Raw genomic sequence first — 25,229 nt, 5'->3', positions numbered from 1 at the left:
ACGCACGGCATGCCCGGATGACCGGACAGCGGGTTGACCAGCCTCAAGATTGGGACCGGGCGGCGCATCAGAAGTTTATCGGCAGCGGGTGGCGGTTCTTGTGTCCGCCCGATGGCTGCCAGGCTCATGCCAGCAAGTTTGGGGGTGTGACGTCGTCTTTCAAGGCCCGTGTTTGCGAATTAGCGGATAACCGGCCTTCGAATCCGCGCCGCACTGGCATACACTGCGCGGCCGTTTTTTCGACCGGAATCTGAAAGACATGAAAAACGCATCCCCGGCCCGTGCCTGCGGCATCGACTTCGGCACGTCCAACTCCACTGTCGGCTGGCTGCGCCCCGGCATGGAAACGTTGATCGCGCTGGAGGACGACAAGATCACCTTGCCCTCGGTGGTCTTTTTCAATCAGGAAGAGCGCCGTCCGGTGTACGGTCGCCTGGCGCTGCACGAATACCTGGAAGGCTACGAAGGCCGGCTGATGCGTTCGCTCAAGAGCCTGCTGGGCTCCAAGCTGATCAAGCACGACACCAGCGTGCTGGGCACGGCGATGCCGTTCAAGGACCTGCTGGGGCTGTTCATCGGCCAGTTGAAGAAACGCGCCGAAGCCACTGCCGGTCGAGAATTCGAAGAAGTGGTGCTGGGCCGCCCGGTGTTTTTTGTCGATGACGACGAAATGGCCGACCAGGAAGCCGAGAACACCTTGGTCGATGTGGCACGGGCCATCGGTTTCAAGGAAGTGTCGTTCCAGTACGAACCCATCGCGGCGGCTTTCGACTATGAATCGACCATCGAGAAAGAAGAGCTGGTGCTGATCGTCGACATCGGCGGTGGTACGTCGGACTTCTCCCTGGTGCGCCTGTCGCCCGAGCGTCGTACCCACGATAACCGTCACGCCGACATCCTGGCGACCGGTGGCGTGCACATCGGCGGCACCGACTTCGACAAGCAACTCAGCCTGCAAGGCCTGATGCCGCTTTTCGGCTACGGCAGCCGCATGAAAAGCGGCGCCTACATGCCCACCAGCCACCACATGAACCTGGCGACCTGGCACACGATCAACGCGGTGTATTCGCAGAAATCCACCCTGGCCCTGGGCAGCATGCGCTACGACATCGAAGACACCGCGGGCATCGACCGGCTGTTCAAGCTGATCGAACAGCGCGCCGGGCATTGGCTGGCGATGGAAGTGGAAGAAACCAAGATTCACCTGACCCACGCCGACCAGCGCCACGTGGCCCTGGATCGGATCGAGCCGGGCCTGAGCGTGGACTTGAGCCGCGCCCTGTTCGAGTCGGCCATCGACGGCTTGCTTGAGCGGGTACGCGGCAGCGTCACGCAACTGCTCAACGATGCCGGTATCGGTGTGGACCAGGTTGACACCGTGTTCTTCACCGGCGGCTCCAGCGGCATCCCGGCGCTGCGCAACAGCGTCTCGGCGATGCTTCCCCAGGCGCGGCATGTGGAAGGCAATATCTTTGGCAGTATCGGCAGTGGATTGGCGATCGAGGCGATGAAGCGGTATGGGAGTCAGGCCTGATTCAGGACCGAGGCGCCCCCTTCGCGAGCAGGCTCGCTCCCACAGTTTGACCGAATGCGATCGAACTGTGGGCGCGAGCGTGCTCGCGAAAGCGGTAGATCAATCGATACAACGGTCGGATCAAACCATCCCCACCTGCTTCAACTCGCTCTTGAGATACGCATAGTAGATAGGCCCCGCCACCACCCCCGGCAGGCCGAATGCCGCTTCGAACACCAGCATCGCCATGAGCAATTCCCACGACTTGGCGCTGATCTGTCCGCCGACGATACGGGCGTTGAGGAAGTATTCGAGCTTGTGGATCACGATCAGGTAACCCAGCGCGGCCACCGCCACCCAGATCGACAATGACAGGGCGACCACAGTGATCAGGGTGTTGGACATCAGGTTGCCGATCACCGGCAACAGCCCCAGCAGGAACGTCATCACGATCAGGGTCTTGGTCAGGGGTAGCTGGATGCCGAACAGCGGCAGCACCACCGCCAGGAAAATCCCGGTGAAGAACGTATTGAGCAGGGAAATCTTGATCTGGGCGAAGACGATGTTGCGAAAGGCCTTGACCAGCAGGTTCAGGCGATCGAACAGCGCAGCGGCCAGGGGCTTGCGCTTGGTCAGGTCGGGGATGCGCTGCAGGGCGACGATGGCGCCGAGCACCATGCCGATCAACAGCGTCACGAACATGTGGGCCGCGTCCTTGCCCACCAGCTGCAGGTCGCTCAAGTGCTTGCTCACCCAATCACCGATCGCCACCCGGAACTCGGCGGCGCTGGCCGGCAGGTAGGCATCGATGAACGGCGGCAGTTGCCCACGGGCGCGATCGACCACGGTCATGAACTTGTCCAGGGAGGCCCCGGGATTTTCCGCTTCGTGCAGCAGGAAACTGAAGGCGCCGGCAAAGATCAGGGTCAGCACACTGACCACCAACGTGCCGAGCAATGCCACCGCCAACCAGCGGGCACGCCGGCCTTCGATCAATCGTTGCAACTGCGGAGTGAGCATGTTGACCAGCTCGAACACCAGCAACCCGGCCAACAGGCTCGGCAACAGGCGCAGCGGCAACACCAGCAACAGCCCACCAAAAATGATCACCCAACTGATCACCAACAACACATGACGCTGAGAAAACGTTGGCATACAGCCCCAGGACAAAACGGCATGAAAGGATCGGCAGTCTGCCAGCGATCCGCTGGCAGCACTAGGGATTGTATCGGCCGATTTGGCCCAGGGCTCAGAAGATCCGGCGCTTATTTTTTCTTCAGGCACTCACTCATGAACGCCTTGCGAGCGTCACCCTTCAACGCCTGCTCGGTGGCAGTGGCATTGCAGCTTTTCATGCGGTCCTGTGGGGTCGCCTTGAGGCAGTTGCTCATGAAGGCCTTGCGTTCGTCACCCTTGAGGGCCTTGGCGGTGGCGTCGGCGTTGCAGGTGGTCATCTTGGTTTGTTGGGCCGTGGCGGCGAACCCCTGGGAACACAGCAGCAAACCCATCATCAACAAAGGGACACGGAGCATCTTCATGGTGTTTCTCCTGGTTGCCGCACGAGGGTGTGGCGATGGGGTGCAGTGTAGACAAAGCCTGTTACACCTTCATCTGTTCGATTTCCCGAGCATGAACTACCAGTGTCTGGAGCATGTCGGCAACGAACGATAACGCGCGACGCCCTTCGTCCTACAAGCCTGCCGCCTTCAACCGCTCGGCATGCTCGACAAACAACCGGATCGGCTCCGCCCCCCTGCCCACCAGCCCCAGCGACTGATTGACGATGTCGAAATGGTCCAGCGGGTAGTCATCCCGGATCACCGTGCCCAGGTGCGAACTGTAGCGCCCGACCATACCATCGCACTGCCCGGCTTCGCGCACGAAGGTGCGGGCGAACAACCGGCAGCTTCGATTGGTGCCATCGAAGAGGTTGCGACCCTTGTCGGTCTTGCCCGGCTGCAACGTCCCCGACCAGGAGTAGTAACGCACGCCATTGACCTCTTCCGGCCCGTGTCCGCCCCAGGTTTGGGGCAGCCCCTGTGGATAACGTTCGTTGAACAGCGCCACCCCGGCAGTGGTGAGCGAAGCATGGGATGCTTTCAGGTCGGCTGGCAGCCGTGGCCCGTGATAACCGGTGTCCAGCAGGCTCATGATCGCGTTGATCAGCCGCAGCAAGGCACTGAGCAACCGGCCCTTGGCGCTGTCGGCCGGGTAATGGGTTTGCAGGTAATCGGCTAGCTCGGAACCGTGGTTGGTGCCGGCCACCGAAGAGACCGACGCCACCAGGTCCGGGCGTTTGGCCGCGGCGTAGCGGGCAGTGAGGGCGCCCTGGCTGTGGCCGATCAGGTTGACCTTTTGCGCGCCGGTTTGCCGCAGCACTTCCTCAATCCGGGCCAACAGCTGCTCGCCGCGAACCTCGGATGAATGCAAGGGCGAGACCTTCACGGGAATCACCACGGCCCCGCCCCGGCGTAATGCCTCTGCGATGCCATACCAGTACGGATACAACACCAGGCGAATGAAACCGAGCATGCCCGGGACCAGCACCAAGGGGTAGCGAGTGGCACAGCGTTGCGACATGGCGACATCCTTGCGATCAAGAGGTGGTCAGCATCAGTACCGATGATGACCAGTCTATGACACCCGAGGCAATTCAGCCCGATCGCGGCAAGACCCAGGTCCTCAAAAGGTTCGGGCGAGCGCCAGCAAGCGCTGCTCGGCCTCGGCATAGGAACGCGCGAAGCTGTGCTCGGCCGACTCTTCGCCTTCGGCCGCCACCACCGTCACGTCGTTGATACCGATGAAGCCCAGCACCGCCCGCAGCCAGGTGTCGGCGTGGTTCATGGCCTCCAATTGGCCACCGGGGCCGAAGCCGAAATCACCTCGGCTGGTCACGATCAGCGCCTTTTTGCCCGACACCAGCGGCTCGTACTGGGAAACACCGTTGTCGAGGCTGTGGTTGAACGTCACGCCGATGCGTACGATCTGGTCGACCCAGGCTTTCACGCCGCTGGGCACGCCAAAATTGTGCATGGGTGCCGAGATTACCAAGCGATCGTGGGCTTGCAGTTCGGCAACCAGCGCATCGCTCAGCGCCAGGTCGGCCTGCATGGTCAATGGCCGCGCCTGGGGCTCGGAGTAAAACGCCGCCGCAATAAAGGCTTCGTTGACCGCAGGGATGACGGTGCGGCCCACCTCGCGGCGAGTCGATTGGCAAAGTGGATTGGCGGCCTGCCACGCCGCTATGAATGCCTCCGTCAGACGTCGGGAATGGGAACGCTCACCGCGTGGGCTACCCTGTACGACAAGAATGCTGCTCATCTGTAACTCCTTCTAATGCGACTACAATCGGAACGGCCTGTGGCTTTAAGATTGGAGCCCGGTCGCCCTCGATCGCAAATGAGCGTTAGTTCATCCGGATGAGTTGTTTTCATCCATACGGAGATTTCCAATGTTTGCCACCCTGCCCCTCAATGCCTTGCGAGCCTTCGAGGCGGCTGCACGCCTGCTCAGTTTCAAGGCGGCGGCCGAAGAGCTGGCGGTCACCCCGACAGCGATTTCCCACCAGATCCGCTCCCTGGAAACCTGGCTGGGGGCGCAGTTGTTCGAACGCTTGCCGCGCCGGGTACGCCTCACCGACGCGGGACAGCGGCTGTTCCACAGCTTGCACGGGGCATTGCTGGAAGTTGCACAAAGCGTCGACAGCCTGCGCCCGCAACGCAGCACCACGCACCTGACGATATCCACCACGGCGGCGTTTGCCGCCCTGTGGCTGGTGCCGCGCCTGGGGCGGTTTTACGCGCGCCATCCGAACATCAACGTACGCCTGGACACCCATTGCGAAGTCATCGACTTGCTTCAGGACGCCAGCGTCGATCTGGTGGTGCGCTACAGCCTGGACGGCTACTCGAACCTCTATGGCATGTGCCTGTTCGAAGAGAGCTTCGGCGTGTATGGCTCGCCGGAACAAGTCGCACTGGCCACCCGGCAGCCGCCGACGCTGATCAGCGTGCGCTGGCATAACGCCAAGCTGTACGCCCACGGTTGGGACGCCTGGTGCGCCCAGGCGGGGGAAAGCTGGATGACCCGGCAACCTTGCATACGTGAATACGATGAAGAGCACTATGCCCTGCAAGCGGCCATCGCCGGCCAGGGCCTGGTATTGGCGAGCAATATCCTCGCTTCGCAAAGCGTCGCCAGCGGGTTGCTGGTGGGTTATCGCCCCAAGGTCCAAGTCAGCGGTGCCGGCTACAGCGCGCTTTGCGTGCCGGGACGAGAGCGGCACCCGCCCGTGCGGGCTTTTTTCCAATGGGTGGAGGAGGAAGCACGCTTGTCCGGGCACGCCTTGAAAAATCCGGTAAAACTTTTCCAGGATCGCATCACTCAGAACTAGAGCGATCGCGCCAGCAGAGCGTGACGCCTAACCGGATCAGCCTCCAGGAGAACGAGATGAGCGACATGCACTTATCCGACGTCACGACCCTGCGCGAACGTGCGCGCCAGAACGTCCAGAACGGCGCGGTCACCGAAGGCTACAACGCCGATCGACAGGAAATCATCCGCCTGCTCAACGAAGCATTGGCCACCGAACTGGTCTGCACACTGCGCTACAAGCGTCACTATTTCATGGCCACCGGCCTGAAGGCCGGTGTCGCGGCGAGTGAGTTTCTCGAACACGCCAACCAGGAATCCGAGCACGCCGACAGGCTCGCCGAACGCATCGTGCAACTGGGTGGCGAACCGGAATTCAACCCCGACCTGTTGACCCGGCATTCCCACGCCCAGTACGTGGCAGGCAATACGCTCAAGGAAATGGTGTTCGAAGACTTGGTCGCCGAACGTATCGCCATCGACAGCTATCGGGAAATCGTCCAATACATCGGCGAAAAAGACCCAACCACTCGGCGCATCTTCGAAGACATCCTGGCCCAGGAAGAAGAGCACGCTGATGACATGGCCGATATCCTGGCCGATCTCTGATACGCCTTTCGCGAGCAGGCTCGCACCCACAGGGGATCGCGTTTTTCTTTTGAAGAAACTCGATCGAAGGCGGGAGCGAGCCTGCTCGCGGTGAGGCCGGTAGCATCACTACTCGGCTACCGAGTAGGCTTGACCGTGACCGGCGCCTTGCCCGCCTTCATCTGTTCAAGCAACGGCGCGCACTGGTTCGGCTCGCCACCGCTGGGCGCGACCAGGGCCAACAGCCCCGCCGCCGGTGCGGCGATGACACCCAGGGCAACCATCCCGGCACCGCGCAACATCAGTGGCACGGCCTTGACGCCGGCGGCAGGGTTGGCAAACGTGCCACGCACGTACAGCGGCGAGCGTAGGGAAATCAACCGCCAGCCCTTGGACTCGGGCGTGACGGTCAGGTCCAGTTGTTCGGTGGCCATGTTCGCCGTACCGTCGATATAGATAATCGCGTTCTCGGTGTCGAACACGAACAGGCGCGTGGTCGCCAGGCCGGTCTTGATATCGAAGTCAGCCGCTGCGCAATTGATCTTCACTTCCTTGTCGCCAAAGATTTTTCCCACCACGTAATTGCCGACGTTGAGCCCCGCCAGTTCCATCAGCTCGCGGCTGATGGCGCCGTCGTTGATGAGCATCTTCAGGGTGCCATTGGAGGTGCCCAGCAACGCCGCCACCGAATTGCCGCGCCCGGAAATATCCGCGTCGCCATTGAGTTCACCAAAACTGGTCTTCATTGGCTCGAATCCCGGGAACAACTGCTTGAGCTTGAAGCCCCGCGCAGTCAATTTCGCCTGGCCTTCGAGGGGCTGGGTGTGGCCGTTGAGGCGGATCTGCGCATCGAGCCGGCCACCGGCGACGCCAAAGCGCAGGGGTTCCAGGCTCAGTTGGCCGTCGTTGAGCACCAGGTGCGTGTAGAGATCGGTGAACGGCAACTGCTCGCTGTGAACGATACGCTTGCCGGTGAACTCCACGTCGGCGTCCATCGCACTCCAGCGTTCGGTGCGGAACTCCTCCACCGGCAACACCTTGTCGGACGGTTGTTTGCTGGCGCCGCCACGGACTTTTTGTTCGGCATTGGAGTCCGCGCCGATCAGCGGCGCCAAATCACTGAACAACAACTGGTCGGACACCAGCGCACCGCTGAGTTTCGGCCGGGGCTGGCTGGCGACATAGGCCAGGTTGCCGTGGATGTCACTGTCGCCAATCTTGCCGTTGAACGCCTCGTAGCGAAACTGTGCGCCGTCCGGCTCGTGGAGCTTGGCGATCAATCGGCCGTCCGTGGAATACGGTGGCGAATCCGGCAGGGTCACGCCCGTCAGCGGGTAAAGATTGGCCAGGCTGTTGCCGGATAGTTTCAAACGCAGGTCAAGGGCGCCGAGGTTCTTTGGGTCGGTCAGGGTGCCGGCCAGTTCGACGCGGGTGTCGGCGATCTTCGCCTGGGCCTGCAATGGAAAAGGTTGTGCCGCATCCTGCAACGCCAGCAGGCCGCCGACCTTGCCGGATCCGCTGAGACCCTGCCCGTGATATTGCCCGTCGACCTTGAAGGCAAAGGCATAGTCTTGTGGTGACGAGCCCTGTTCCCGGGTTCTTTTCGCGGTTTTTTCCCCGACGATATCACTGAAGGGAATGGGCTTGCCCAACGGGTCGACCAGCACGTCGAGCCGGGTCTTGAGCGTCTGGTCGTCGAGCGTGACATGCCCCTTGTCAAAACCGATGGCGCCGATGTCCACCACCCAACTGGACGGTTCGGCGTCCGGGTCCTTTGGATCGAACTGGAAAGTCCAATTGGCCCGTCCATCGGCCAGGCGCTGCAGGCTGGCGTCGGGGCCTGTCAGGTCGATACGCGGGATGGCCACCCGCCGCGCCAGCAACGCCAGGGGGGAGATACGCAACTCGACGCGCTTGAGCGTGACCATCTGCGGGAGCTTCGACCAATCCGGGTTGCCCAGGGTCAGGTCTTCGGCGACCACATGCGGCCATGGCAGCCATGCCCGCCAGCCGCCCTCGCCGGGTTCGCGCCGCCAGATCACCGCCAGGTTGCCATTGATTGCGAATGGGCGATGCAGCTCTTCGGAAACCTTGGCATTGAGCGCAGGCTTGATGCGGTTCCAATCGAAGAACGCGATGAACAGCACCAGCACGGTCAGCAGGACAACGAGGCAGGCAAAGCCCCAGGCGAAGATTTTTGAGGTGCGCGTCATGCACAAGGCTCCTGAGGCAGATGGACGTCCGGACCGCGACGTCTGGGGCAGCACGAACCTGTAGCCGGCTCGTTGCGATGATCGTTGGACAGGCAAAACGGCCAACAGGTTTACCACCAAGGGTGACGAACGGCACTAAAAAAACACGCACGAACCTGACCGACTCGACAGCTACCTGTTACGCCCCCGCACATCTGCGGGGCGCGAGTGAGTACAAACTACCCACTTCAGGGCAAAACTGCCGCCCTGAAACCCCCGTTCTAGAGCCTTTGCGCGGAACAATCAATTCTGTTGATTATTACCATTGTCTTTATGAACTTTTATATCGACTTATCGAGAGTAGCATTGCCCTCGTACCCACTTTTCAGCCCTCCCGAGGAGCAACGATCATGAAACGCCAAATACTGATGAGCCTTTCCCTTTCACTGCTGGCCTCTACCGCTTTCGCCCTGCCAGCTTCCGAACAAGCCACTCCACAGGTCAAGGACAGCCACTCTGTCTACAGCCAAACCGTCGCCGAAGGTGGCCGTGACCGCCTGGAAGAAAAAGGCCTGGTTGAAGGTGGCTCGGACCGTACACCACAAGGCCAGACCTTGGCTGCCGATGGTTCCGACCGTACTCCACAAGGCCAGACCTTGGCTGCCGATGGCTCCGACCGTACTCCACAAGGCCAGACCTTGGCTGCCGATGGTTCCGACCGCACCCCACTGGGCGAATCCCTGGCCGCTGACGGTTCCGACCGCACCCCACTGGGCGAATCCCTGGCCGCTGACGGTTCCGACCGCACCCCACAAGGCCAGACCTTGGCTGCCGATGGTTCCGGTCGCACTCCACAAGGCCAACTCCTTGCTGCGGACGGCGGCGATCGCGTCATCAAACGCCGCGGCGAAGTGAGCTGAGCCCATGGTGGTTATGAAAAAAGCCCGATTCCTTGAATCGGGCTTTTGATTTTCCAGCACCTCGTTTTCCCCGATTACCTCCTACCGTTCGACGACGGCAAAGCCGATTTGCTAGAGTGCGTCGCTCCCATGACTCGGAAGTCAGTCCTGCGATGCTGCCCCGCGCCGAACAGAAACAACAGACCCGAAACGCCCTGATGGACGCAGCCCGCCACTTGATGGAGTGTGGCAGGGGGTTCGGCAGCCTGAGCCTGCGTGAAGTGGCCAAGACGGCAGGCATCGTACCGACCGGGTTCTACCGACACTTCCAGGACATGGACCAATTGGGCCTGGCGCTCGTCAGCGAAGTCGGCCAGACCTTTCGCGAAACCATACGACTGGTACGTCACAACGAGTTCGTCATGGGCGGCATCATCGACGCGTCAGTGCGGATTTTTCTCGACGTGGTTCATGCCAACCGATCCCAGTTCCTGTTCCTGGCTCGCGAGCAATACGGTGGATCGCAGCCGGTCCGACAAGCCATCGCGAGGCTGCGTGAAGACATCAGCTCGGACCTGGCCGCCGACCTGGCGCTGATGCCGAAACTCCAGCACCTGGACCTCGCCGGGCTCAACGTGATGGCCGATCTCATCGTCAAGAGTGTCTTCGCCACCTTGCCGGACATCATCGACCCGCCCGCCGAAGCCCTGCCCGAGCACCTCACGCCCCAGGCGAAGATTACCCAGCAACTGCGGTTCATCTTCATTGGCCTCAAGCATTGGCGTGGATTGGGCAGTACCGAATAGCGCCTGATGTTTCCTTAGTGGGAAGGCGCTTGTTCGCGATGGCGGAGTCTCGGTCCCCTGGTTGCTTACCTGACACACCGCCTCCCGAAAAACCACGGGACAGATGTTCCGCGATGTAGGAAAAGGCGCATCCGAGCCTGCGAACTTTCCTATTCGCTGCAAATGCCACCCGCGCCGGAATTGCGCTCAATCAGCGGCTCATCGTCTTATTCATCGCTTCCGAGAACTGTCAACGCGCCCTTGCGTAAGACGGACTGGTATAGGAGCCATGAAAATGAACGCAGAAGATTTTTTGCCCACGGTACGACCAGTCGTGGGCCGCCTTGCGCGCCGGAATGAAATGAAGGGGAACACCCAATGAACAGGGGCTATTTCATTGGCCGGGGCGACAAGACCACGTGTGGTGGTGAAGTGCTGGATGGCGATGGCAGGGTCAATATGTTCGGCCTGCTGCACGCCCGCGAAGGGGACCGGGTTTCGTGTGGAAAGGACGCAAAAATATATCAGATCAGGGGCGGCATAGCGCACATGGTCAGCCATGGCAAGCGAATGGCCGGCACGTTGGATAGTCACAGTACCTGCCCCTGCAAAGCGCAACTGATCCCCTCGGTATCCTGGGCCACTTATGAAGGTGCGAATTCCGCACCGCAAGCCAACCGAGCCGCTCAGCCGGCTCCACAGTCCGCGACCGCGACCCACGCACCAAGTGCTTCACGCCAATCGTTTCTCGCCCCGTCAATCAGCCCGCCGCCCCGCACATCCACCCGTGTAGAACCCCTGGAACCGGGCTTCTACGTTGTGCCCAGAAGCGTGACCCGCGAAGCGCTGGAGGCGACGCTGTTCCAATCACCCGACCCGGCGGTGATGCGCAAATTCCGCGCGCTCAATCCTTATCGCGATGTGGTCAAGGCCGGTTCGATGATCGTGCTGAGCGATCCGAACAATCATCAATGCACCCGCGAAGAGGCGCTGTTGATGGAAACAGCAATATGGATCAACGATGCCCTTGAGCCGCTAAGCGCGGACGAGGCCGACTTCATGGCCCGGCATCGAGATGAAATCGAGACCTTCTTCGCCCAAGGCTCGACTGCCATCGGTGTTGGCGAGGCCATCTTCGCCAAAAATCTGGAGGACGTTAAAACCGTTCTGCGGGATATCGAGGCGTTGCATCAACGTACTTTCCGGCGCGATGGGCACTTACGGTCGTCGGATTTTTTTGCAGAGCGCAAACAACTGCTCTCTAGGCTCGACACTCATCTGACCACCCTGACGCGAAAGGGCACCGGGCTTCCAGATCATCCAAACTTGAAAAGCGCCTTGGGCATCTCCAGTCGCAGTTTGGTCCACCGTTGGACCAAGGCTGGTGGCGCAGCTCAGATTCCAGGTTATGCGACACATATTGAGGGTGTCTCCAAAGCGGCCAAAATCATCAAGTACGGGGGGTGGGTTGGCCCGATTATTGGTGGTGGAGCTTCGTATATGAAGGTCCAGGATGTTTGCACGGCAGATAGTGCGCAGGCTTGTAAGAAAGTTAAGTTCGCTGAGACTGGCAGCTTCGCTGGTGGCGTGGCAGGTGGTGTAGCAGCAGGCGCCGCCCTGACTGGGCCTGTGGTTGGAGCGATCTGTATCGGGTTAAGTGTGCCGACAGGAGGGTTGGCAATGGTGGGGTGCGGTCTTCTGGTGGTCGGAACGGGGTCGCTTGCCGGGGGTGTCCTTGGAGGAATACTGGGTGAAAAAACAGGCGAACTTATCTATGAGGCTGCCCAATGACTGTGAGCGTCTCTGAAAAATTATTTATGGTCGTCGGGATAATTGATTTGGGAGGAATTTTCATTTGGATTGGAATGTGTCTGTACTTGGCTTACAAAAAAATGGACCTAATATTGGATCACTTGAAAAATTGTTCAGCCGTCATGACGATCGCATCACTGCGCCATGGTGGTCCTTGGGGAAAATTGATGCTGGTAGGCGGTATTTCCGGACTCATCACCTTTCCCAATTTCTACCTCAAAAGAGGCGGACTTAATGTCGAAGACATAAATAGTTTTCCCGCGAGCCTTAAGCGCAAGCTAGTAGCACTGCAGTGGTGTGTTATCGCACTTCTATCGGTAATGATTGCTCTTGCCATGCTCGTTAAGTTTGGTCTCGCTTAGTCTTCCTGTTCCATAGCTCGACCTGTGCCTTGTGATTCAACTCTGATCGCGAAGGTCAGCAAATCATATGGCCAGAAAGGCACTGTCAGGCTTGAACTAGGCAGCGCTTTCGTGTGGGAGCGTAGCTTGCTCGCGATGGGGGGCAGGTCAGGCAACTCTGATGTCGGCTGGTCTACCGCTATCGCGAGCAAGCTCGCTTCCACAGTGCGCCGTGCAAGCTACAAGATGGTGCGCAACACCACCAAGCGCACCATAACGGCACGCAATCCGCCCCATCCTGAAACGCCATCCCCAGGTATTTCCTACACCATCTTCGATTGGCAAGCCCCTTGCTCTAAACACAGCAATGTTCATTGCTGGAAGCACTCCGATGCTGGTGATTCACCGCAGAATCGACACACAACCAGGCTGGGACGCCGAGTTGCACCTGACCTTCGACGCACGCAGCAAAAGCCGCCTGCGCTGTTTCAGTGCCGAAGGCGAGGACGTGGGGCTGTTCCTCGAACGAGGCCAGCCACCGCTGTACGACGGCGAATGCCTGCAGGCCGAGGACGGGCGCATCGTGCGTGTCTGCGCGCGTCCCGAGCAGTTGCTGCATGTCACCTGCGCCAATGCGTTCGAGTTGACCCGCGCGGCCTACCACTTGGGTAATCGCCACGTGGCCCTGCAAGTAGGCGATGGCTGGCTGCGCTTGCTGGACGACTACGTGCTCAAGGCGATGCTCGAACAGTTGGGCGCCAGCGCCGAATCCATCGAAGCCCCATTCCAGCCAGAACACGGCGCCTACGGCGGCGGCCACCATCATTCCCGGCACGGCGATGAAGATTTCAACTACGCGCCGCGCCTGCACCAGTTTGGTGTGCGCACATGAACCCGGCCTGGGCGCTGCTGCGCCTGGCCAGTCCGCAACTGCCGATTGGCGGCTACAGCTATTCCCAGGGATTGGAAATGGCGGTGGATAACGGCCAGGTTCGGACGCCCGACGACGCACGCCAATGGCTCAGCGACCAAATGCTGCTGAACCTGGCGCGCTTCGAAGCGCCTCTGCTGCTGGCTCATTGCACAGCCGCCGCGGCTGACGATTGGGACGGGCTGCGGCAACTTTGCGAGCAACACCGCGCCAGCCGGGAAACCCGCGAGCTGTTTCAGGAAAGCCGGCAGATGGGTTACTCGTTGCAGCAGCTGCTCGCCGGCCTGCCGGAACTCGACAGTGCGGCCCGCGACTTTCTGCAGCAGCGCGGCGAACCCCACCTGGCGCTGGGCTGGGCCTTGGCGGCGCGCGCCTGGAACATCGGCCCGCAGGACGCCCTCGCCGCGTGGTTGTGGAGCTGGCTGGAAAACCAATTGGCGGTGCTGATGAAAACCCTGCCCCTGGGTCAACAAGCCGCCCAGCGCCTGACGAGCGAGTTGCTGCCGGTGCTGCAACAAGCCCAGCACATCGCCTCGAACATCGATCCCGATCATTACGGCAGCGCCGCTTTTGGCCTGTCCCTGGCGTGCATGGCTCATGAGCGCCAGTACAGCCGCCTGTTTCGTTCCTAGGAGACACACATGAACACACAACCTCTGCGCGTGGGTATCGGCGGCCCGGTGGGCTCCGGCAAGACCGCGCTCACGCTTGCCCTGTGCCTGGCCCTGCGCGAGCGCTACAACCTCGCGGTGGTCACCAACGACATCTATACCCGCGAGGACGCCGACTTTCTGGTGCGCAACGAAGCCCTGGCGCCGGAACGGATCATTGGCGTCGAAACCGGCGGCTGCCCACACACGGCGATCCGTGAAGACGCGTCGATCAATCTGGAAGCAGTGGACCAGTTGAACCGGCGTTTCCCAGGCCTGGACCTGATCCTGGTGGAGTCCGGCGGTGACAACCTGTCGGCTACCTTCAGCCCCGAACTGTCAGACCTGACCATCTACGTCATCGACGTTTCGGCGGGCGACAAGCTGCCGCGCAAAGGCGGGCCGGGTATCTGCAAGTCCGATTTGCTGGTGATCAACAAAATCGACCTGGCGCCACTGGTCGGCGCGTCCCTGGAAATGATGAACAGCGATACCCAGCGGATGCGCAACGGCAAGCCGTTCGTCTTCAGCAACCAGAAGACCGGCCAGGGCCTGGACGACATCATCGCCTTCATCGAGCGCCAAGGCCTGTTGACGGCCGCGTGATCTTTCCCATTCCAACAAGGAAGCTTCTCCATGACATGCAAACGTATCTGCGGCGCCCTCGCCCTGCTATTGACCCCGGCGCTGGCCTTCGCCCACCCCGGCCACGGCGATAATGGCCTGATCGCCGGGCTGGGCCACCCGATCGGCGGGCTCGATCATTTGCTGGCGATGCTCGCGGTCGGTTTGTGGGCCGCACAACAACAAGGCGCTGCGCGCTGGGCACTGCCGTGTACCTTCGTCGGCGCAATGCTGCTTGGCGGCGTGCTGGGTTTTGAAGGCCTGCACCTTCCGGCGCTGGAAAGCGGGATCGCCGCCTCGGTACTCGCCCTGGGCCTGGCGGTGGCACTGGCCGTGCGTCCACCGCTGGGCCTGGCTGTCGCTGCGACTGCGGTGTTTGCGCTGTTCCATGGCGTGGCCCATGGCTTGGAGCTGCCGGACATGTCCAGCCCCTGGGCTTACGCCGTAGGCTTTGTCGCAGCGACAGCGGCGTTGCACGGCGCAGGTTTTACGCTGGTGCGGGTGTTGCCGCGAGCGGCGGCGCCATTGGTGCGGTTGGCTGGGGCGGCTTCGGCGGCGGCCGGGGTTTGGCTGTTGGCGGGTTGATTCTCTAGCGCCCAGCCGGCCCTCATCGCGAGCAAGCTCGCTCCCCCGCTTTGATCGGTGTACGCCCCGCCCTGCGGGAGCGAGCTTGCTTGCGATGACGGACTTACAGGCGTCATCTCTCTGGAGTCGGTCACTCTGCTACCATGTCGCGCATTCGCCCCCGCCGTGACGACGTCCGCCAATGCCTGATGCTTCCCGCCCCGCTCCCCAGCCTGAATTGACCGCCCTGTTCGCCACGGTGCGCCAGCATTTTCACGACGTGATCGTGCCGATGTGGCAGGGCCCGGGCTGGAATGCCGAACTGGCGTTGCCCTATGAATCCCTCGACAGCCAGCACCAGCCGCTGCCGCCCCAGCGTTACCGGGCCATGGCCTGTGCGCGGCAGCTGTATGTGTTCGCCAGCCTGATCGGTGAGGTGCCGCAGGCCGAGGAGCGCGCCGCCGCGTTGTTCCGCTCATTGCAGCGGCATTTCCACGACGCCGAACATGGCGGCTGGTTCTACAGCATCGACCCGCAGGGCGCGCCGCTGGACACGGGCAAAGACCTTTATACCCACGCGTTTATCCTGTTCGCCTGCGCCCATTACTGGGGCAAGGTTCGCGAGCCGTTGGTGGAATCGACGTTGAATGCCGCGCTGGAAGTGATCAGCCGACGCTTCTCCACCGGAGACGGTCTCTACGAAGCCAGCCTGGGGCGTGACTGGTCGACCTGCCAATCCGGCCCGTTGCAGAATCCGCTGATGCACCTGGCCGAAGCGTTCCTGGCAACCCTCTCGGTTCGCGACGATGCCACCGTGCGCCAGGCGTTGCTGAGCCTTTGCGATGGGATGTACCGGCACTTCGTGGACCCGGAACAGAAGGTCATGATGGAGAAACCACTCAAGGCTGTGGATAACTGGTTCGAGCCAGGCCATCAATTCGAATGGTATTTCCTGCTGGCCTCATCGCCCTTGTTGCGTGGTGGCAAGCTGCACACGGCGCTGGAGCACAGCTTTGGTTTTACCGAGCGACAAGGTGTCGATCCGGACTCCAGCGCGGTACGCGCGATGCTGAGCCTGGCGCCGCAATCGACCCCACGCGACGCCACTCAACGCATCTGGGCCCAAGCGGAATACCTGCGGGCATTGACGTTGCGCCCGGGAAGCGACAATGCCTTGCTGCGTCAACTGCAAGCGCTGCAGCAGCATTTCCTGCATCCCCGGGGCTGGAATGAATGTCTTGACGCCGACGGCATCGTCAGCCGCCGGGACATGCCTTCGACCACCCCTTATCATCTTCTGACCTGCTACCGCGGTCTGGCCGACTACCTGGCGTAACACTTTTCGTGGCGAGGGAGCTTGCACCCTCGCCACAACAGCTCATCAATTCCAGCTCATCAATTCCAGCTCAATAAGGCCAGCGGTCAGGCCTTGTTGCGTTCGATGGCGAACCCGGCCCAGGTCTGGCTCACCGGCATCAGTTCGAGGCTGTTGATGTTGATGTGCGCCGGAGTGTTGAGCACCCAGAAAATGGTGTCGGCGATGTCCTGCGGCTGGATCGGCTCGGCGCCGGCGTAGGTCGCGTCGTAGCGCGCCTGGTCGCCACCAAAGCGCACCAGCGAGAACTCGCTCTCGCACAGGCCCGGCTCGATGTTGCTCACTCGCACGCCCGTGCCTTGCAGGTCGCAACGCAGGTTCAGGGAGAACTGTTTGACGAACGCCTTGCTTGCGCCATACACATGGCTGCCCGGATACGGGTAATTGCCGGCAATGGAACCCAGGTTGACGATCCCGGCGCCACGGCCGTGGGCGATCAGGCGCGGCAACAGCAGGCGGGTGCTGTAGATCAGCCCTTTGACATTGGTGTCGACCATGGTATCCCAGTCATCGAGGTCGCACTTGGGCGCCGGGTCGACGCCCAAGGCCAGGCCGGCGTTGTTGATCAGCCCGCGCAACGTGGCGAAGGACGGCGGCAAGTTGGCGATGGCCTCTTCCATGGCCTTGCGATCGCGCACGTCCAGGACCAGGCCATGGACTTCGGTCTGCTTCGACAGCTCGGCGCAGAGGGCATTGAGGCGTTCTTCACGACGACCGGTCAGCACCAGTTTCCAGCCGGCCTCGGCAAAACGACGGGCACAGGCTTCACCAAAACCGGATGTCGCGCCGGTGATAAACAGGGTGTCAGACATCGTGTTCTCCTTGTTTGAACTTCTAAAGCCATTGAATGGAAATCGGCCCACAGCATGCCCGGCCTTGCACGATAGGAGCAAGACTTGCACATGCGCTTTTGACCGCAGCTGCTCATAAAACAACCAACCCACGCCAGGCCTTGCCCAGCAAGGCCCGCAGCCGGTTGCCCGCACCTTATCCACAGGCACGTCCACAGTAATCGGGGGCAAGTGCAAACCCCACAGGCCGCTGTGCATAAGGCTTTGCGGGGTATTTGGAAAATTTTTTCGCTTGACCCTGCAACTCAGGTTGTGCAACGCAAGTTATCTGCTATAAGCCAGCGCGCAAGAGGCGATGGCTCCAAGCCAGTAACCACGGCCCTCAGCGCGGTCTTTCCAGAGTTTAATCACAGACTTATCCACAGGATTACCCATAGACTTCCGGGCCCATTCCAATGCTCAGAAAACTGTTGACAACAGCCGGTGCCGCTTGACCAAAAACGCCTGATCAAAAAACGATCACAGCCCTGAAGGCCACGTATTCAAAGGCTTTCAGCCAGCTACTCCCACGTTACCCACAGCCAGTTCCACAGCAAACGGGGACAAGTCAAAACCGTGACAAAACAACTGTTTGCGGCGACTTTATGTCGCGGTTTCGCAGGGCCTCAGGATTGTTGTCCACAATTCCTGAAACCATACAAATTCCCCCTGTGGGAGCGAGCCTGCTCGCGATGGCGGCGTGTCAGATAAGTGGATGTCAGCTGATCCACCGCTTTCGCGAGCAGGCTCGTTCCCACAGAGGCCGAAGGTGAATTGGGGAAATAAAAAACCGGCGATTCACTCGCCGGTTTTTTTCATTGCTTCAACCGCCTCAATGCCCGCCCAGGTATGCGTTGCGCACCTCTTCGTTGGCGAGCAGTTCCTTGCCGGTGCCGGTCAGGCGGATTTCACCATTGACCATCACGTAAGCCCGGTCCGACAGCCTGAGGGCGTGGTTGGCGTTCTGTTCCACCAGGAAAATAGTCATCCCGGTGGAAGCCAATTCACGCAGGGTGGCGAAGATCTGTTTCACCACGATCGGCGCCAACCCCAGGCTCGGCTCATCGAGCAGCAACAACTTCGGGCGGCTCATCAATGCCCGGGCGATGGCGAGCATTTGCTGCTCGCCGCCGGACATGGTCATGGCCCGCTGGTTGCGGCGCTCCTTGAGCCGCGGGAACAGCTCGAACATGCGTTGCATGTCTTCGCTGGCGTATTTGTCACCGATGGGAATGGTGCCCATCAGCAGGTTTTCCTCGACCGTCATGTCGGGGAAAACCCGCCGCCCTTCCGGCGACTGGGCGATGCCGTTGGAGGCGATGTAGTGGGAGGACTTGTGGGTGATGTCCACGCCCTGGTAGATGATCTGCCCGCCCGCCGCGCGGGGCTGGCCGAAGATCGACATCAACAGCGTGGACTTGCCGGCACCGTTGGAGCCGATCAGGCTCACGGTCTCGCCTTCGCCAATGTGCATCGAGACTTTCTTCAGGGCCTGGATCGGCCCGTAGAACACATCCAATTCCTTGAGTTCGAGGATAGGTCCAGTCATACCAGTTCCTCTTCATCGGCACCCAGGTAGGCCGCGATCACCTTCGGATCGTTGCGAATCGCCTCGGGACCACCCTCGGCGATCACGTTGCCGTGGTCCAGCACCACGATGTGGTCGGAAATACTCATCACCATGCCCATGTCGTGTTCGATCAGCACCACGGTCAAATCATGCTCGTCGCGCAGCAGCCGAATCATTGCGCTCAGCGCTTCGGTTTCCTGGGGGTTGAGGCCGGCGGCGGGTTCGTCGAGGCAGATGATCTGCGGACGCGTGCACATGGCCCGGGCGATTTCCAGGCGGCGCTGCTGGCCGTAGGAAAGCTCGCCGGCCAGGCGGTTGGCGCAATCCACCAGGTCCACCACTTCCAGCCAATAGAAGGCATGGTCCAGGGCGTCGCTTTCAGCTTTGCGATAGCCCTTGGTGTTGAGGATGCCCGCGATCAGGCTGCGGTTGACCCACATGTGCTGGGCCACCAGCAGGTTTTCCAGTACCGACATTTCCTTGAACAGGCGAATGTTCTGGAAGGTGCGCGCCAGGCCGGCGCGGTTCACCAGGTGGGTGCCGCCGAACATCTTGTAGTACAGCCGGCTGGCGAAGGATTTCGGCGAGACAAAATCAGTAGGACGAAACGCTTCGCCCAACAGCTTGATCACGTTGGTCTGTTCGCCGCGTACGTTGAGTTCGATCTTGCCGCCCGAGGCCTTGTAGAAGCCGGTCAGGCAGTTGAACACGGTGGTCTTGCCCGCGCCGTTGGGGCCGATCAGGGCGAAGATCGAGTTGCGCTCGACCTGCAGGCTCACGTCGCTGAGGGCTTTGATGCCACCAAACTGCATCATCAGGTTTTCGACTTTGAGTACGACTTCGCTCATGGCGCTACCCCCTTGCGCGGCGTCACGCCGGTACGGCTGATACGAATCAGGCCGCGCGGGCGCCAGATCATCATCAGCACCATCAACACGCCGAACAGCAGCACCCGGTATTCAGAGAAACTGCGCAGAAGCTCCGGTGCCACGGTGAGCACGAATGCTGCGATCACCACACCCACCGTCGATCCCATGCCACCCAGAACGACGATGGCCAGAATCAGCGCCGACTCGAAGAAGGTGAACGAGGATGGGTTGACGAAGCCCTGATAGCTGGCGAAAAACACACCCGCCAGGCCCGCGGTGGAGGCACCGATGGTGAAGGCCGAGAGCTTGACCAGCACATGGTTCAGGCCCATGGAGCGGCAGGCAATTTCATCTTCGCGCAAGGCTTCCCAGGCGCGACCGACCGGCATGCGGGTCAGGCGATGCTTGATATACAGCACCAACAGGACGGTGATGAACAGCACGATGTATATGAACAGGAATTTGACGTTGGGGTTGTAGGCGATGCCGAAGAACTCATGGAACGGCACCCCACCGTCCTTCGCTCGCCTGCCAAATTCCAGGCCCATGAAGGTCGGGGAAGGCACCGGCATGCCATTCGGTCCGCCAGTGAACGACAGCCAGTTGTTGAGCACCAACCGGATGATTTCGCCAAACCCCAGGGTCACGATGGCCAGGTAGTCGCCGTGCATTCGCAACACCGGGAAGCCCAATATGCACCCCGCCATCGCCGCTGCGATGGCGGCCAGCGGCAACACGGTCCAGAAACCCAGCCCCAGGTATTGGTAGCCCAGCGCCAGCCCATAGGCACCGATGGCGTAGAACGCCACATAACCCAGGTCGAGCAGCCCGGCCAGGCCGACCACGATGTTCAGGCCCAGGCCCAACAGCACGTAGATCAGCCCGAGGATGACCACCGTCAGCACGTACTTGTTGGCGAAAAATGGAAACACGATGGCGATCACGATCAGCGCCGGGATGATCCAGCGCAGGCGCGACTTGTAGTCCGGAGGCAGCACATGCACGCCGGAGCCGGTGCTCTCGAAACCCTGGAGAATCTTGAGTCCCTTGGGGGTTTGCAGAAACAGGCTCAGGGCAAAGCGCCCGACCATCACGATCGCCACCAGCCAGCCGACGCGGGCCGGCTGCAGGTTGAAACTGTAGCCATCGAGCACCACGCCGACGATCGGCCCGAACACAATCAGCGAGATCAGGCCGGCCAGGATCGCGTCGATGACGCTCTGTTTGATATCAAGCGGTTTATTGGCAGCAGACATACTTACACCTTCGCCACGAGTGGGCGACCCAACAGGCCTTGGGGACGGAAGATCAGAATCAGCACCAGCAGCGAGAAACTGAACACGTCTTTGTAGTCGGAGTTGATCAGACCGGAGAACAGCGACTCGGAAATCCCGAGGATGATCCCGCCGAGCATCGCCCCAGGCAGGGAGCCGATGCCGCCGAGTACCGCCGCGGTGAACGCCTTGATGCCGATGATGAAGCCGGCATAGAAGTCGAAGGTGCCGTAGTTCATGGTGATCAGCACACCGGCCAGGGCCGCCATGGCTGCACCGATGATGAACACGTAGGAAATCACCCGGTCGGTGTTGATCCCCAGGATCGAGGCCATCTTGCGGTCTTGCTGGGTGGCGCGGCACATGCGTCCGAGCTTGGTGTACTTGATGATGTAGGTCAGCAGCGCCATGCCGGCGAACGCGGCGATCAGAATGAAGATCTTGGTGTAGGTGAGCTGCACGAAACCGGTACCGATGTCGACGCGCATGGCGCCTTCAAGCAGTGTCGGAACACCCTGTTGGCGGGCGCCCTGGCTGATCTGTGCGTAGTTTTGCAGGATCAGCGAAATGCCGATGGCACTGATCAGCGGTGCCAGCCGGGTCGAGTTGCGCAGGGGTTTGTAGGCGACGCGTTCGATGACCCAGCCGTAGACCCCGGTGACCACGACCGTGAACACAAGGGTGCCAAGGATCATCAGCGGAAAGGATTCGATACCGAAGTAAGCCAGCAGAGCCAGACTGATTGCCGCGAGGTAAGCGGAAATCATGTAAACCTCGCCGTGGGCGAAGTTGATCATGCCGATGATGCCGTAGACCATTGTGTAGCCGATGGCGATCAGACCATAGACCGACCCGAGGGTCAGGCCATTGATCAGTTGCTGCAGGAAAATACCATCCATAACGCAATCTCACGCAGTGAGACAGCACATCCCGGGGACGCGACGACGGGTTCGAAGCCCAGCGCCCAAAAATGTGCGGCTCGTAGAAAAAAACAGACGGGCCGTTGGCTAATGCCAATCAGGACAGGGTGAGCACAGTCTCCGTGGCGAGGGAGCTTGCTCCCGCTGGACTGCGCAGCAGTCCCCTTTTTGGGGCCGCTACGCGCCCCAGCGGGAGCAAGCTCCCTCGCCACAGGCTAGTCATCCCTTCAAATTACTTCTGTTTTTCCAACTGGTGGTATTTGCCATCCTTGTCCCACTGGTAGACCACGTAGTCGGAGACTTTCAGGTCACCCTTGGAATCCCAGGTTTTTTCGCCCATGACGGTTTTCACCGGGTTGGCTTTCAGCCACTTGGCAGCGTCTTCGCCCTTGTTGGACTTGGCGCCGTTGAAGCCGGCGGCCAAGGCCTGGACCGACGCATAGGCGTACAACGTGTAGCCTTCAGGCTCGACGCCCTGGGCACGGAAAGCGTCTACTACGGCCTTGCTGTCGGGCAGCAGGCGTGGGTCGGCGCCAAAGGTCATGTACACGCCATCGACGTATTGCGCGCCGCCAGCGGTGGTGACCAGTTCGTCGGTGACGATGCCGTCATCGGACATGAATTTCACGTCCTTGAGGCCTTGCTCGCGCAACTGGCGAACCAGCGGGCCGGCTTCCGGGTGCAGGCCGCCGAAGTAGACCACGTCGGCACCGGCCGAACGGATCTTGGTGACCACGGCGCTGAAGTCTTTTTCACCACGGGTCAGGCCTTCGTACAACACCGGGGTCACACCACGCTTGGCCAGTTGTGCCTTGGTGGCATCCGCCAGGCCTTGGCCGTAGGTGTCCTTGTCGTGCAGCACGACGACTTTCTTGCCCTTGAGGACATCGACGATGTAGTCGCCGGCCACGATGCCTTGCTGGTCGTCACGACCGCACATGCGGAACATCGCGCTCAGGCCACGCTCGGTCACGGCCGGGTTGGTCGAACCGGGGGTCATGGCGATGACGCCGGCTTCGTCATAGACCTCGGAAGCCGGGATGGTGTTGGACGAGCAGAAGTGCCCGACCACACCGATGACCTTGTCCTGGTCAACCAGACGGTTGGCCACGGCCACGGCTTGCTTGGGTTCGCAGGCGTCGTCGCCGGCTACCAGTACGATTTTCTCGCCGTTGACGCCACCCGCTTTGTTGATGACATCGGCCGCTGCCTGCGCACCTTTCATGTATTGCTCGCCAAACGCAGCGTTGGCACCGGTCATCGGCCCCGCCACACCGAATTTCACATCAGCTTGAGCAAACGCAGAAACACCCAGCGCAGTTGCCACTGCGAGGGCCAGAAAGCCTTTCTTGTAAAACGTCTGGGACATGAGGTGGTGCTCCAAGGTTTTTTTTAGTTGGCACTGCGACTTCACTTCACTGAAAAGCTCAGAGCAAGGGCCGTGCCATCGGTTTTTTATTCTTAAAAAAGTCGCTGCTTTATTGTTATTTCGACTGTTTCGGGCCCTTTTTCACAGGGCGTGCAACCGTCTAAACCGCACGAGGTGCAACCTGATTTAAAAGTAGGTAAAACCCTCCATGAGCCATCATTGCAACCGCCGCATGAAACGGCGTGCAACCACTGTGTAACAACCTACGTCACCGAACTGCACACTGTCGGTGCGCGGCTGCTACAACCCGCACCATAACAGGCTAGACGTTCAACTAAAAAACGCCGCCATCCGAAACACTTTTCAACAATCAGATGACGATGCGCAAGCACTGGCCCGCGTGGTACAGCGAAAAGCCCGCTTCATACAGACAGCTGCGCAGGCCGACACCCGCCAAAGGCTGCATCGGCGCGAAGGGGATCGGCAGCGCCTTGGCATCGCCGTGGCACAGGTAATCGGCAAATGCCTTGCCCACGACAGTGCCGGTGGTCACGCCCCGTCCGTTGTAACCGGTCACTGCCACCAGGCCGGGGGCCGGTTCGAACAGACGCATCAAATGATCAGGCGTGAAAGCGATGCAACCGGTCCAGGTGCATTCCCATTCCACCGGCTTCAGGTAAGGGAAATAGTGCTGCTGCACTCGGTCAGCCCAGGCCTTGAGGAACCAGGCTGGCTTGCGGTTACCGTTGCCCAGGCTGCCCAGCAGCAGGCGACCGTCCTTGTCCCGGCGGATGCTGCTCAACACCTGGCGGGTATCCCAAGAGCCCTGCCCGCCCGGCAGGATGCGTCGGGCCGCCTCGTCGTCCAGCGGGACCGAGGCCACCTGGTAGTAATAACCGGGGAAAAAATTGCGCCGCAATTCGGTCCAGTCGCCCTCGGTATAGGCGTTGGAGGCGATCACGACTTGCTCGGCCAGCACCGAGCCCTGGGCGGTCTGAACCGACCAACGCTGGCCTTGGCGCTCCAACCGCGTCACCGGCGAATGGTCGAACATCTGGGCGCCAAGATCCTTGGCGGCTTTGGCCAATCCACTGGCATAGGCCATCGGATTGAGCGTGCCGGCCCGGCGATCGAGCAACGCCGCGGCGATCTTGTCGGTGCCGGTGGCATCGACACAGGCTTGGCCGGTGAGCAGCTCAACCGGCGCGCCACGGCGCTTCCATTGTTCTTCGCGGCTGCGCAGGTCCGCCTCGCCCCGGGCGTTATGGGCCATGTGCAAGGTACCTTCGCGGCGCAGCTGGCAATCGATGGCGTACTTGTCGACAAGACTGAATACCAACGCCGGCGCGGCGCCCAGCATACGGTTGAGCTGGCTGCCCACTGCCGCGCCAAACCCAGCCTCGATCTCGTCCGGTGGAATCCACAGACCGGCATTCACCAGCCCAACGTTACGCCCCGATCCGCCATGCCCGGCCCGATGAGCTTCAAGCACCGCGACACGCTTGCCTTGCTCCAGCAAATGCACCGCCGCCGACAGGCCGGTAAAACCTGCGCCGATGACGCAGACGTCCACCGTGATCTCGCCAATGAGCGCAGTGTTTTCAGGCCTTTGCGGCGTCAGTTTTTCCCACAGACATTCTTCGCGTAACGGCATTGCCAGACTCCAACAGAAACCCAACAAACACACAATTCAATGTAGGAGCGAGCCTGCTCGCGATGGCGGCGAATCAGTCACATCAGAAGTGATTGGCA

24 protein-coding genes are annotated in these 25,229 nt (G+C 60.8%); 12 read left to right on the top strand and 12 right to left on the bottom strand.

What is annotated here, in order from left to right:
• The first annotated feature begins 259 nt into the window (after positions 1 to 259).
• Positions 260 to 1,534: an Hsp70 family protein gene (locus tag ACLK1G_RS15700; RefSeq protein ID WP_420766235.1), complete on the top strand. Its 1,275-nt coding sequence runs from the start codon at positions 260 to 262 to the stop codon at positions 1,532 to 1,534.
• A 120-nt stretch (positions 1,535 to 1,654) separates the two neighbouring features.
• On the opposite strand, the gene ACLK1G_RS15695 is transcribed toward ACLK1G_RS15700, so the two are convergent.
• The 4 genes from ACLK1G_RS15695 to ACLK1G_RS15680 all read right to left on the bottom strand — a co-directional run bounded on the left by ACLK1G_RS15695 (position 1,655) and on the right by ACLK1G_RS15680 (position 4,834).
• On the bottom strand, positions 1,655 to 2,668 hold the full coding sequence (locus tag ACLK1G_RS15695) for an AI-2E family transporter (RefSeq protein WP_420766234.1): 1,014 nt from the start codon (positions 2,666 to 2,668) through the stop codon (positions 1,655 to 1,657).
• A gap of 110 nt (positions 2,669 to 2,778) precedes the next feature.
• The gene (locus ACLK1G_RS15690; protein ID WP_420766233.1) at positions 2,779 to 3,051 is read right to left on the bottom strand and encodes a PsiF family protein; all 273 of its coding nucleotides are present in this window, start codon (positions 3,049 to 3,051) and stop codon (positions 2,779 to 2,781) included.
• 151 nt (positions 3,052 to 3,202) lie between these two features.
• Entirely contained in the window at positions 3,203 to 4,093 is an 891-nt protein-coding gene (locus tag ACLK1G_RS15685) for an alpha/beta fold hydrolase (protein WP_420766232.1), read from the bottom strand.
• 102 nt (positions 4,094 to 4,195) lie between these two features.
• Positions 4,196 to 4,834: an FMN-dependent NADH-azoreductase gene (locus ACLK1G_RS15680; RefSeq protein WP_420766231.1), complete on the bottom strand. Its 639-nt coding sequence runs from the start codon at positions 4,832 to 4,834 to the stop codon at positions 4,196 to 4,198.
• 130 nt (positions 4,835 to 4,964) lie between these two features.
• Between ACLK1G_RS15680 and ACLK1G_RS15675 the strand changes: the two genes are divergently transcribed.
• Positions 4,965 to 5,906, top strand: a complete 942-nt coding sequence (locus ACLK1G_RS15675; protein ID WP_420766230.1) for a LysR substrate-binding domain-containing protein — start codon at positions 4,965 to 4,967, stop codon at positions 5,904 to 5,906.
• 56 nt (positions 5,907 to 5,962) lie between these two features.
• Positions 5,963 to 6,493 (top strand): ferritin-like domain-containing protein, encoded by a 531-nt coding sequence (locus ACLK1G_RS15670; protein WP_420766229.1) that lies wholly within the window; start codon positions 5,963 to 5,965, stop codon positions 6,491 to 6,493.
• Positions 6,494 to 6,609: 116 nt separating this feature from the next.
• Here the strand turns inward: ACLK1G_RS15670 and ACLK1G_RS15665 are convergent, their stop codons facing one another.
• A complete protein-coding gene (locus ACLK1G_RS15665) occupies positions 6,610 to 8,685 on the bottom strand; it encodes an AsmA family protein (RefSeq protein WP_420766228.1) in 2,076 nt (691 codons plus the stop codon).
• A 389-nt stretch (positions 8,686 to 9,074) separates the two neighbouring features.
• Here ACLK1G_RS15665 and ACLK1G_RS15660 point away from each other — a divergent pair, with 389 nt between their 5' ends.
• The 9 genes from ACLK1G_RS15660 (at position 9,075) to ACLK1G_RS15620 (ending at position 16,606) form a co-directional block, all read left to right on the top strand.
• The gene (locus tag ACLK1G_RS15660) at positions 9,075 to 9,584 is read left to right on the top strand and encodes a hypothetical protein (RefSeq protein ID WP_420766227.1); all 510 of its coding nucleotides are present in this window, start codon (positions 9,075 to 9,077) and stop codon (positions 9,582 to 9,584) included.
• A gap of 152 nt (positions 9,585 to 9,736) precedes the next feature.
• On the top strand, positions 9,737 to 10,369 hold the full coding sequence (locus ACLK1G_RS15655) for a TetR family transcriptional regulator (protein ID WP_039592574.1): 633 nt from the start codon (positions 9,737 to 9,739) through the stop codon (positions 10,367 to 10,369).
• Positions 10,370 to 10,726: 357 nt separating this feature from the next.
• Positions 10,727 to 12,139: a PAAR domain-containing protein gene (locus ACLK1G_RS15650; RefSeq protein WP_420766226.1), complete on the top strand. Its 1,413-nt coding sequence runs from the start codon at positions 10,727 to 10,729 to the stop codon at positions 12,137 to 12,139.
• Positions 12,136 to 12,522 carry a hypothetical protein gene (locus ACLK1G_RS15645; RefSeq protein ID WP_420766225.1) on the top strand — a complete coding sequence of 129 codons (387 nt, stop codon included), beginning with the start codon at positions 12,136 to 12,138 and terminating at the stop codon, positions 12,520 to 12,522. The genes ACLK1G_RS15650 and ACLK1G_RS15645 overlap by 4 nt, the downstream gene beginning before the upstream one ends.
• 370 nt (positions 12,523 to 12,892) lie before the next feature.
• Positions 12,893 to 13,393, top strand: coding sequence for an urease accessory protein UreE (gene ureE / locus ACLK1G_RS15640; protein WP_420766224.1), 501 nt, complete (start codon positions 12,893 to 12,895; stop codon positions 13,391 to 13,393).
• A complete protein-coding gene (locus ACLK1G_RS15635) occupies positions 13,390 to 14,064 on the top strand; it encodes an urease accessory protein UreF (protein ID WP_420766223.1) in 675 nt (224 codons plus the stop codon). The genes ureE and ACLK1G_RS15635 overlap by 4 nt, the downstream gene beginning before the upstream one ends.
• A 9-nt stretch (positions 14,065 to 14,073) precedes the next feature.
• A complete protein-coding gene (ureG, locus tag ACLK1G_RS15630) occupies positions 14,074 to 14,688 on the top strand; it encodes an urease accessory protein UreG (RefSeq protein WP_420766222.1) in 615 nt (204 codons plus the stop codon).
• 30 nt (positions 14,689 to 14,718) lie between these two features.
• Positions 14,719 to 15,291 carry a HupE/UreJ family protein gene (locus ACLK1G_RS15625; RefSeq protein WP_420766221.1) on the top strand — a complete coding sequence of 191 codons (573 nt, stop codon included), beginning with the start codon at positions 14,719 to 14,721 and terminating at the stop codon, positions 15,289 to 15,291.
• A gap of 181 nt (positions 15,292 to 15,472) precedes the next feature.
• Positions 15,473 to 16,606, top strand: a complete 1,134-nt coding sequence (locus ACLK1G_RS15620) for an AGE family epimerase/isomerase (RefSeq protein WP_420766220.1) — start codon at positions 15,473 to 15,475, stop codon at positions 16,604 to 16,606.
• A gap of 86 nt (positions 16,607 to 16,692) precedes the next feature.
• Here ACLK1G_RS15620 and ACLK1G_RS15615 read toward each other — a convergent pair whose 3' ends face one another.
• The 7 genes from ACLK1G_RS15615 to amaA form a co-directional block, all read right to left on the bottom strand.
• Positions 16,693 to 17,457 (bottom strand): SDR family oxidoreductase, encoded by a 765-nt coding sequence (locus ACLK1G_RS15615; protein WP_420766219.1) that lies wholly within the window; start codon positions 17,455 to 17,457, stop codon positions 16,693 to 16,695.
• 850 nt (positions 17,458 to 18,307) lie between these two features.
• Positions 18,308 to 19,024 (bottom strand): ABC transporter ATP-binding protein, encoded by a 717-nt coding sequence (locus ACLK1G_RS15610; RefSeq protein WP_420766218.1) that lies wholly within the window; start codon positions 19,022 to 19,024, stop codon positions 18,308 to 18,310.
• On the bottom strand, positions 19,021 to 19,893 hold the full coding sequence (locus ACLK1G_RS15605) for an ABC transporter ATP-binding protein (RefSeq protein WP_420766217.1): 873 nt from the start codon (positions 19,891 to 19,893) through the stop codon (positions 19,021 to 19,023). The genes ACLK1G_RS15610 and ACLK1G_RS15605 overlap by 4 nt, the downstream gene beginning before the upstream one ends.
• Positions 19,890 to 21,170, bottom strand: coding sequence for a high-affinity branched-chain amino acid ABC transporter permease LivM (livM, locus tag ACLK1G_RS15600; protein ID WP_420766216.1), 1,281 nt, complete (start codon positions 21,168 to 21,170; stop codon positions 19,890 to 19,892). The genes ACLK1G_RS15605 and livM overlap by 4 nt, the downstream gene beginning before the upstream one ends.
• Positions 21,171 to 21,172: 2 nt before the next feature.
• Positions 21,173 to 22,087, bottom strand: coding sequence for an ABC transporter permease subunit (locus ACLK1G_RS15595; RefSeq protein WP_420766215.1), 915 nt, complete (start codon positions 22,085 to 22,087; stop codon positions 21,173 to 21,175).
• A 253-nt stretch (positions 22,088 to 22,340) separates the two neighbouring features.
• Positions 22,341 to 23,477, bottom strand: coding sequence for an ABC transporter substrate-binding protein (locus ACLK1G_RS15590; RefSeq protein WP_420766214.1), 1,137 nt, complete (start codon positions 23,475 to 23,477; stop codon positions 22,341 to 22,343).
• 370 nt (positions 23,478 to 23,847) lie between these two features.
• Positions 23,848 to 25,131 (bottom strand): L-pipecolate oxidase, encoded by a 1,284-nt coding sequence (gene amaA / locus ACLK1G_RS15585; protein WP_420766213.1) that lies wholly within the window; start codon positions 25,129 to 25,131, stop codon positions 23,848 to 23,850.
• Positions 25,132 to 25,229 lie beyond the last annotated feature (98 nt).

It is taken from the genome of Pseudomonas algeriensis (assembly GCF_048847255.1).
GTDB lineage: Bacteria > Pseudomonadota > Gammaproteobacteria > Pseudomonadales > Pseudomonadaceae > Aquipseudomonas.
Note: the sequence above shows the minus strand (reverse complement) of the source record. Positions and strands in the feature narration are given on the sequence as shown.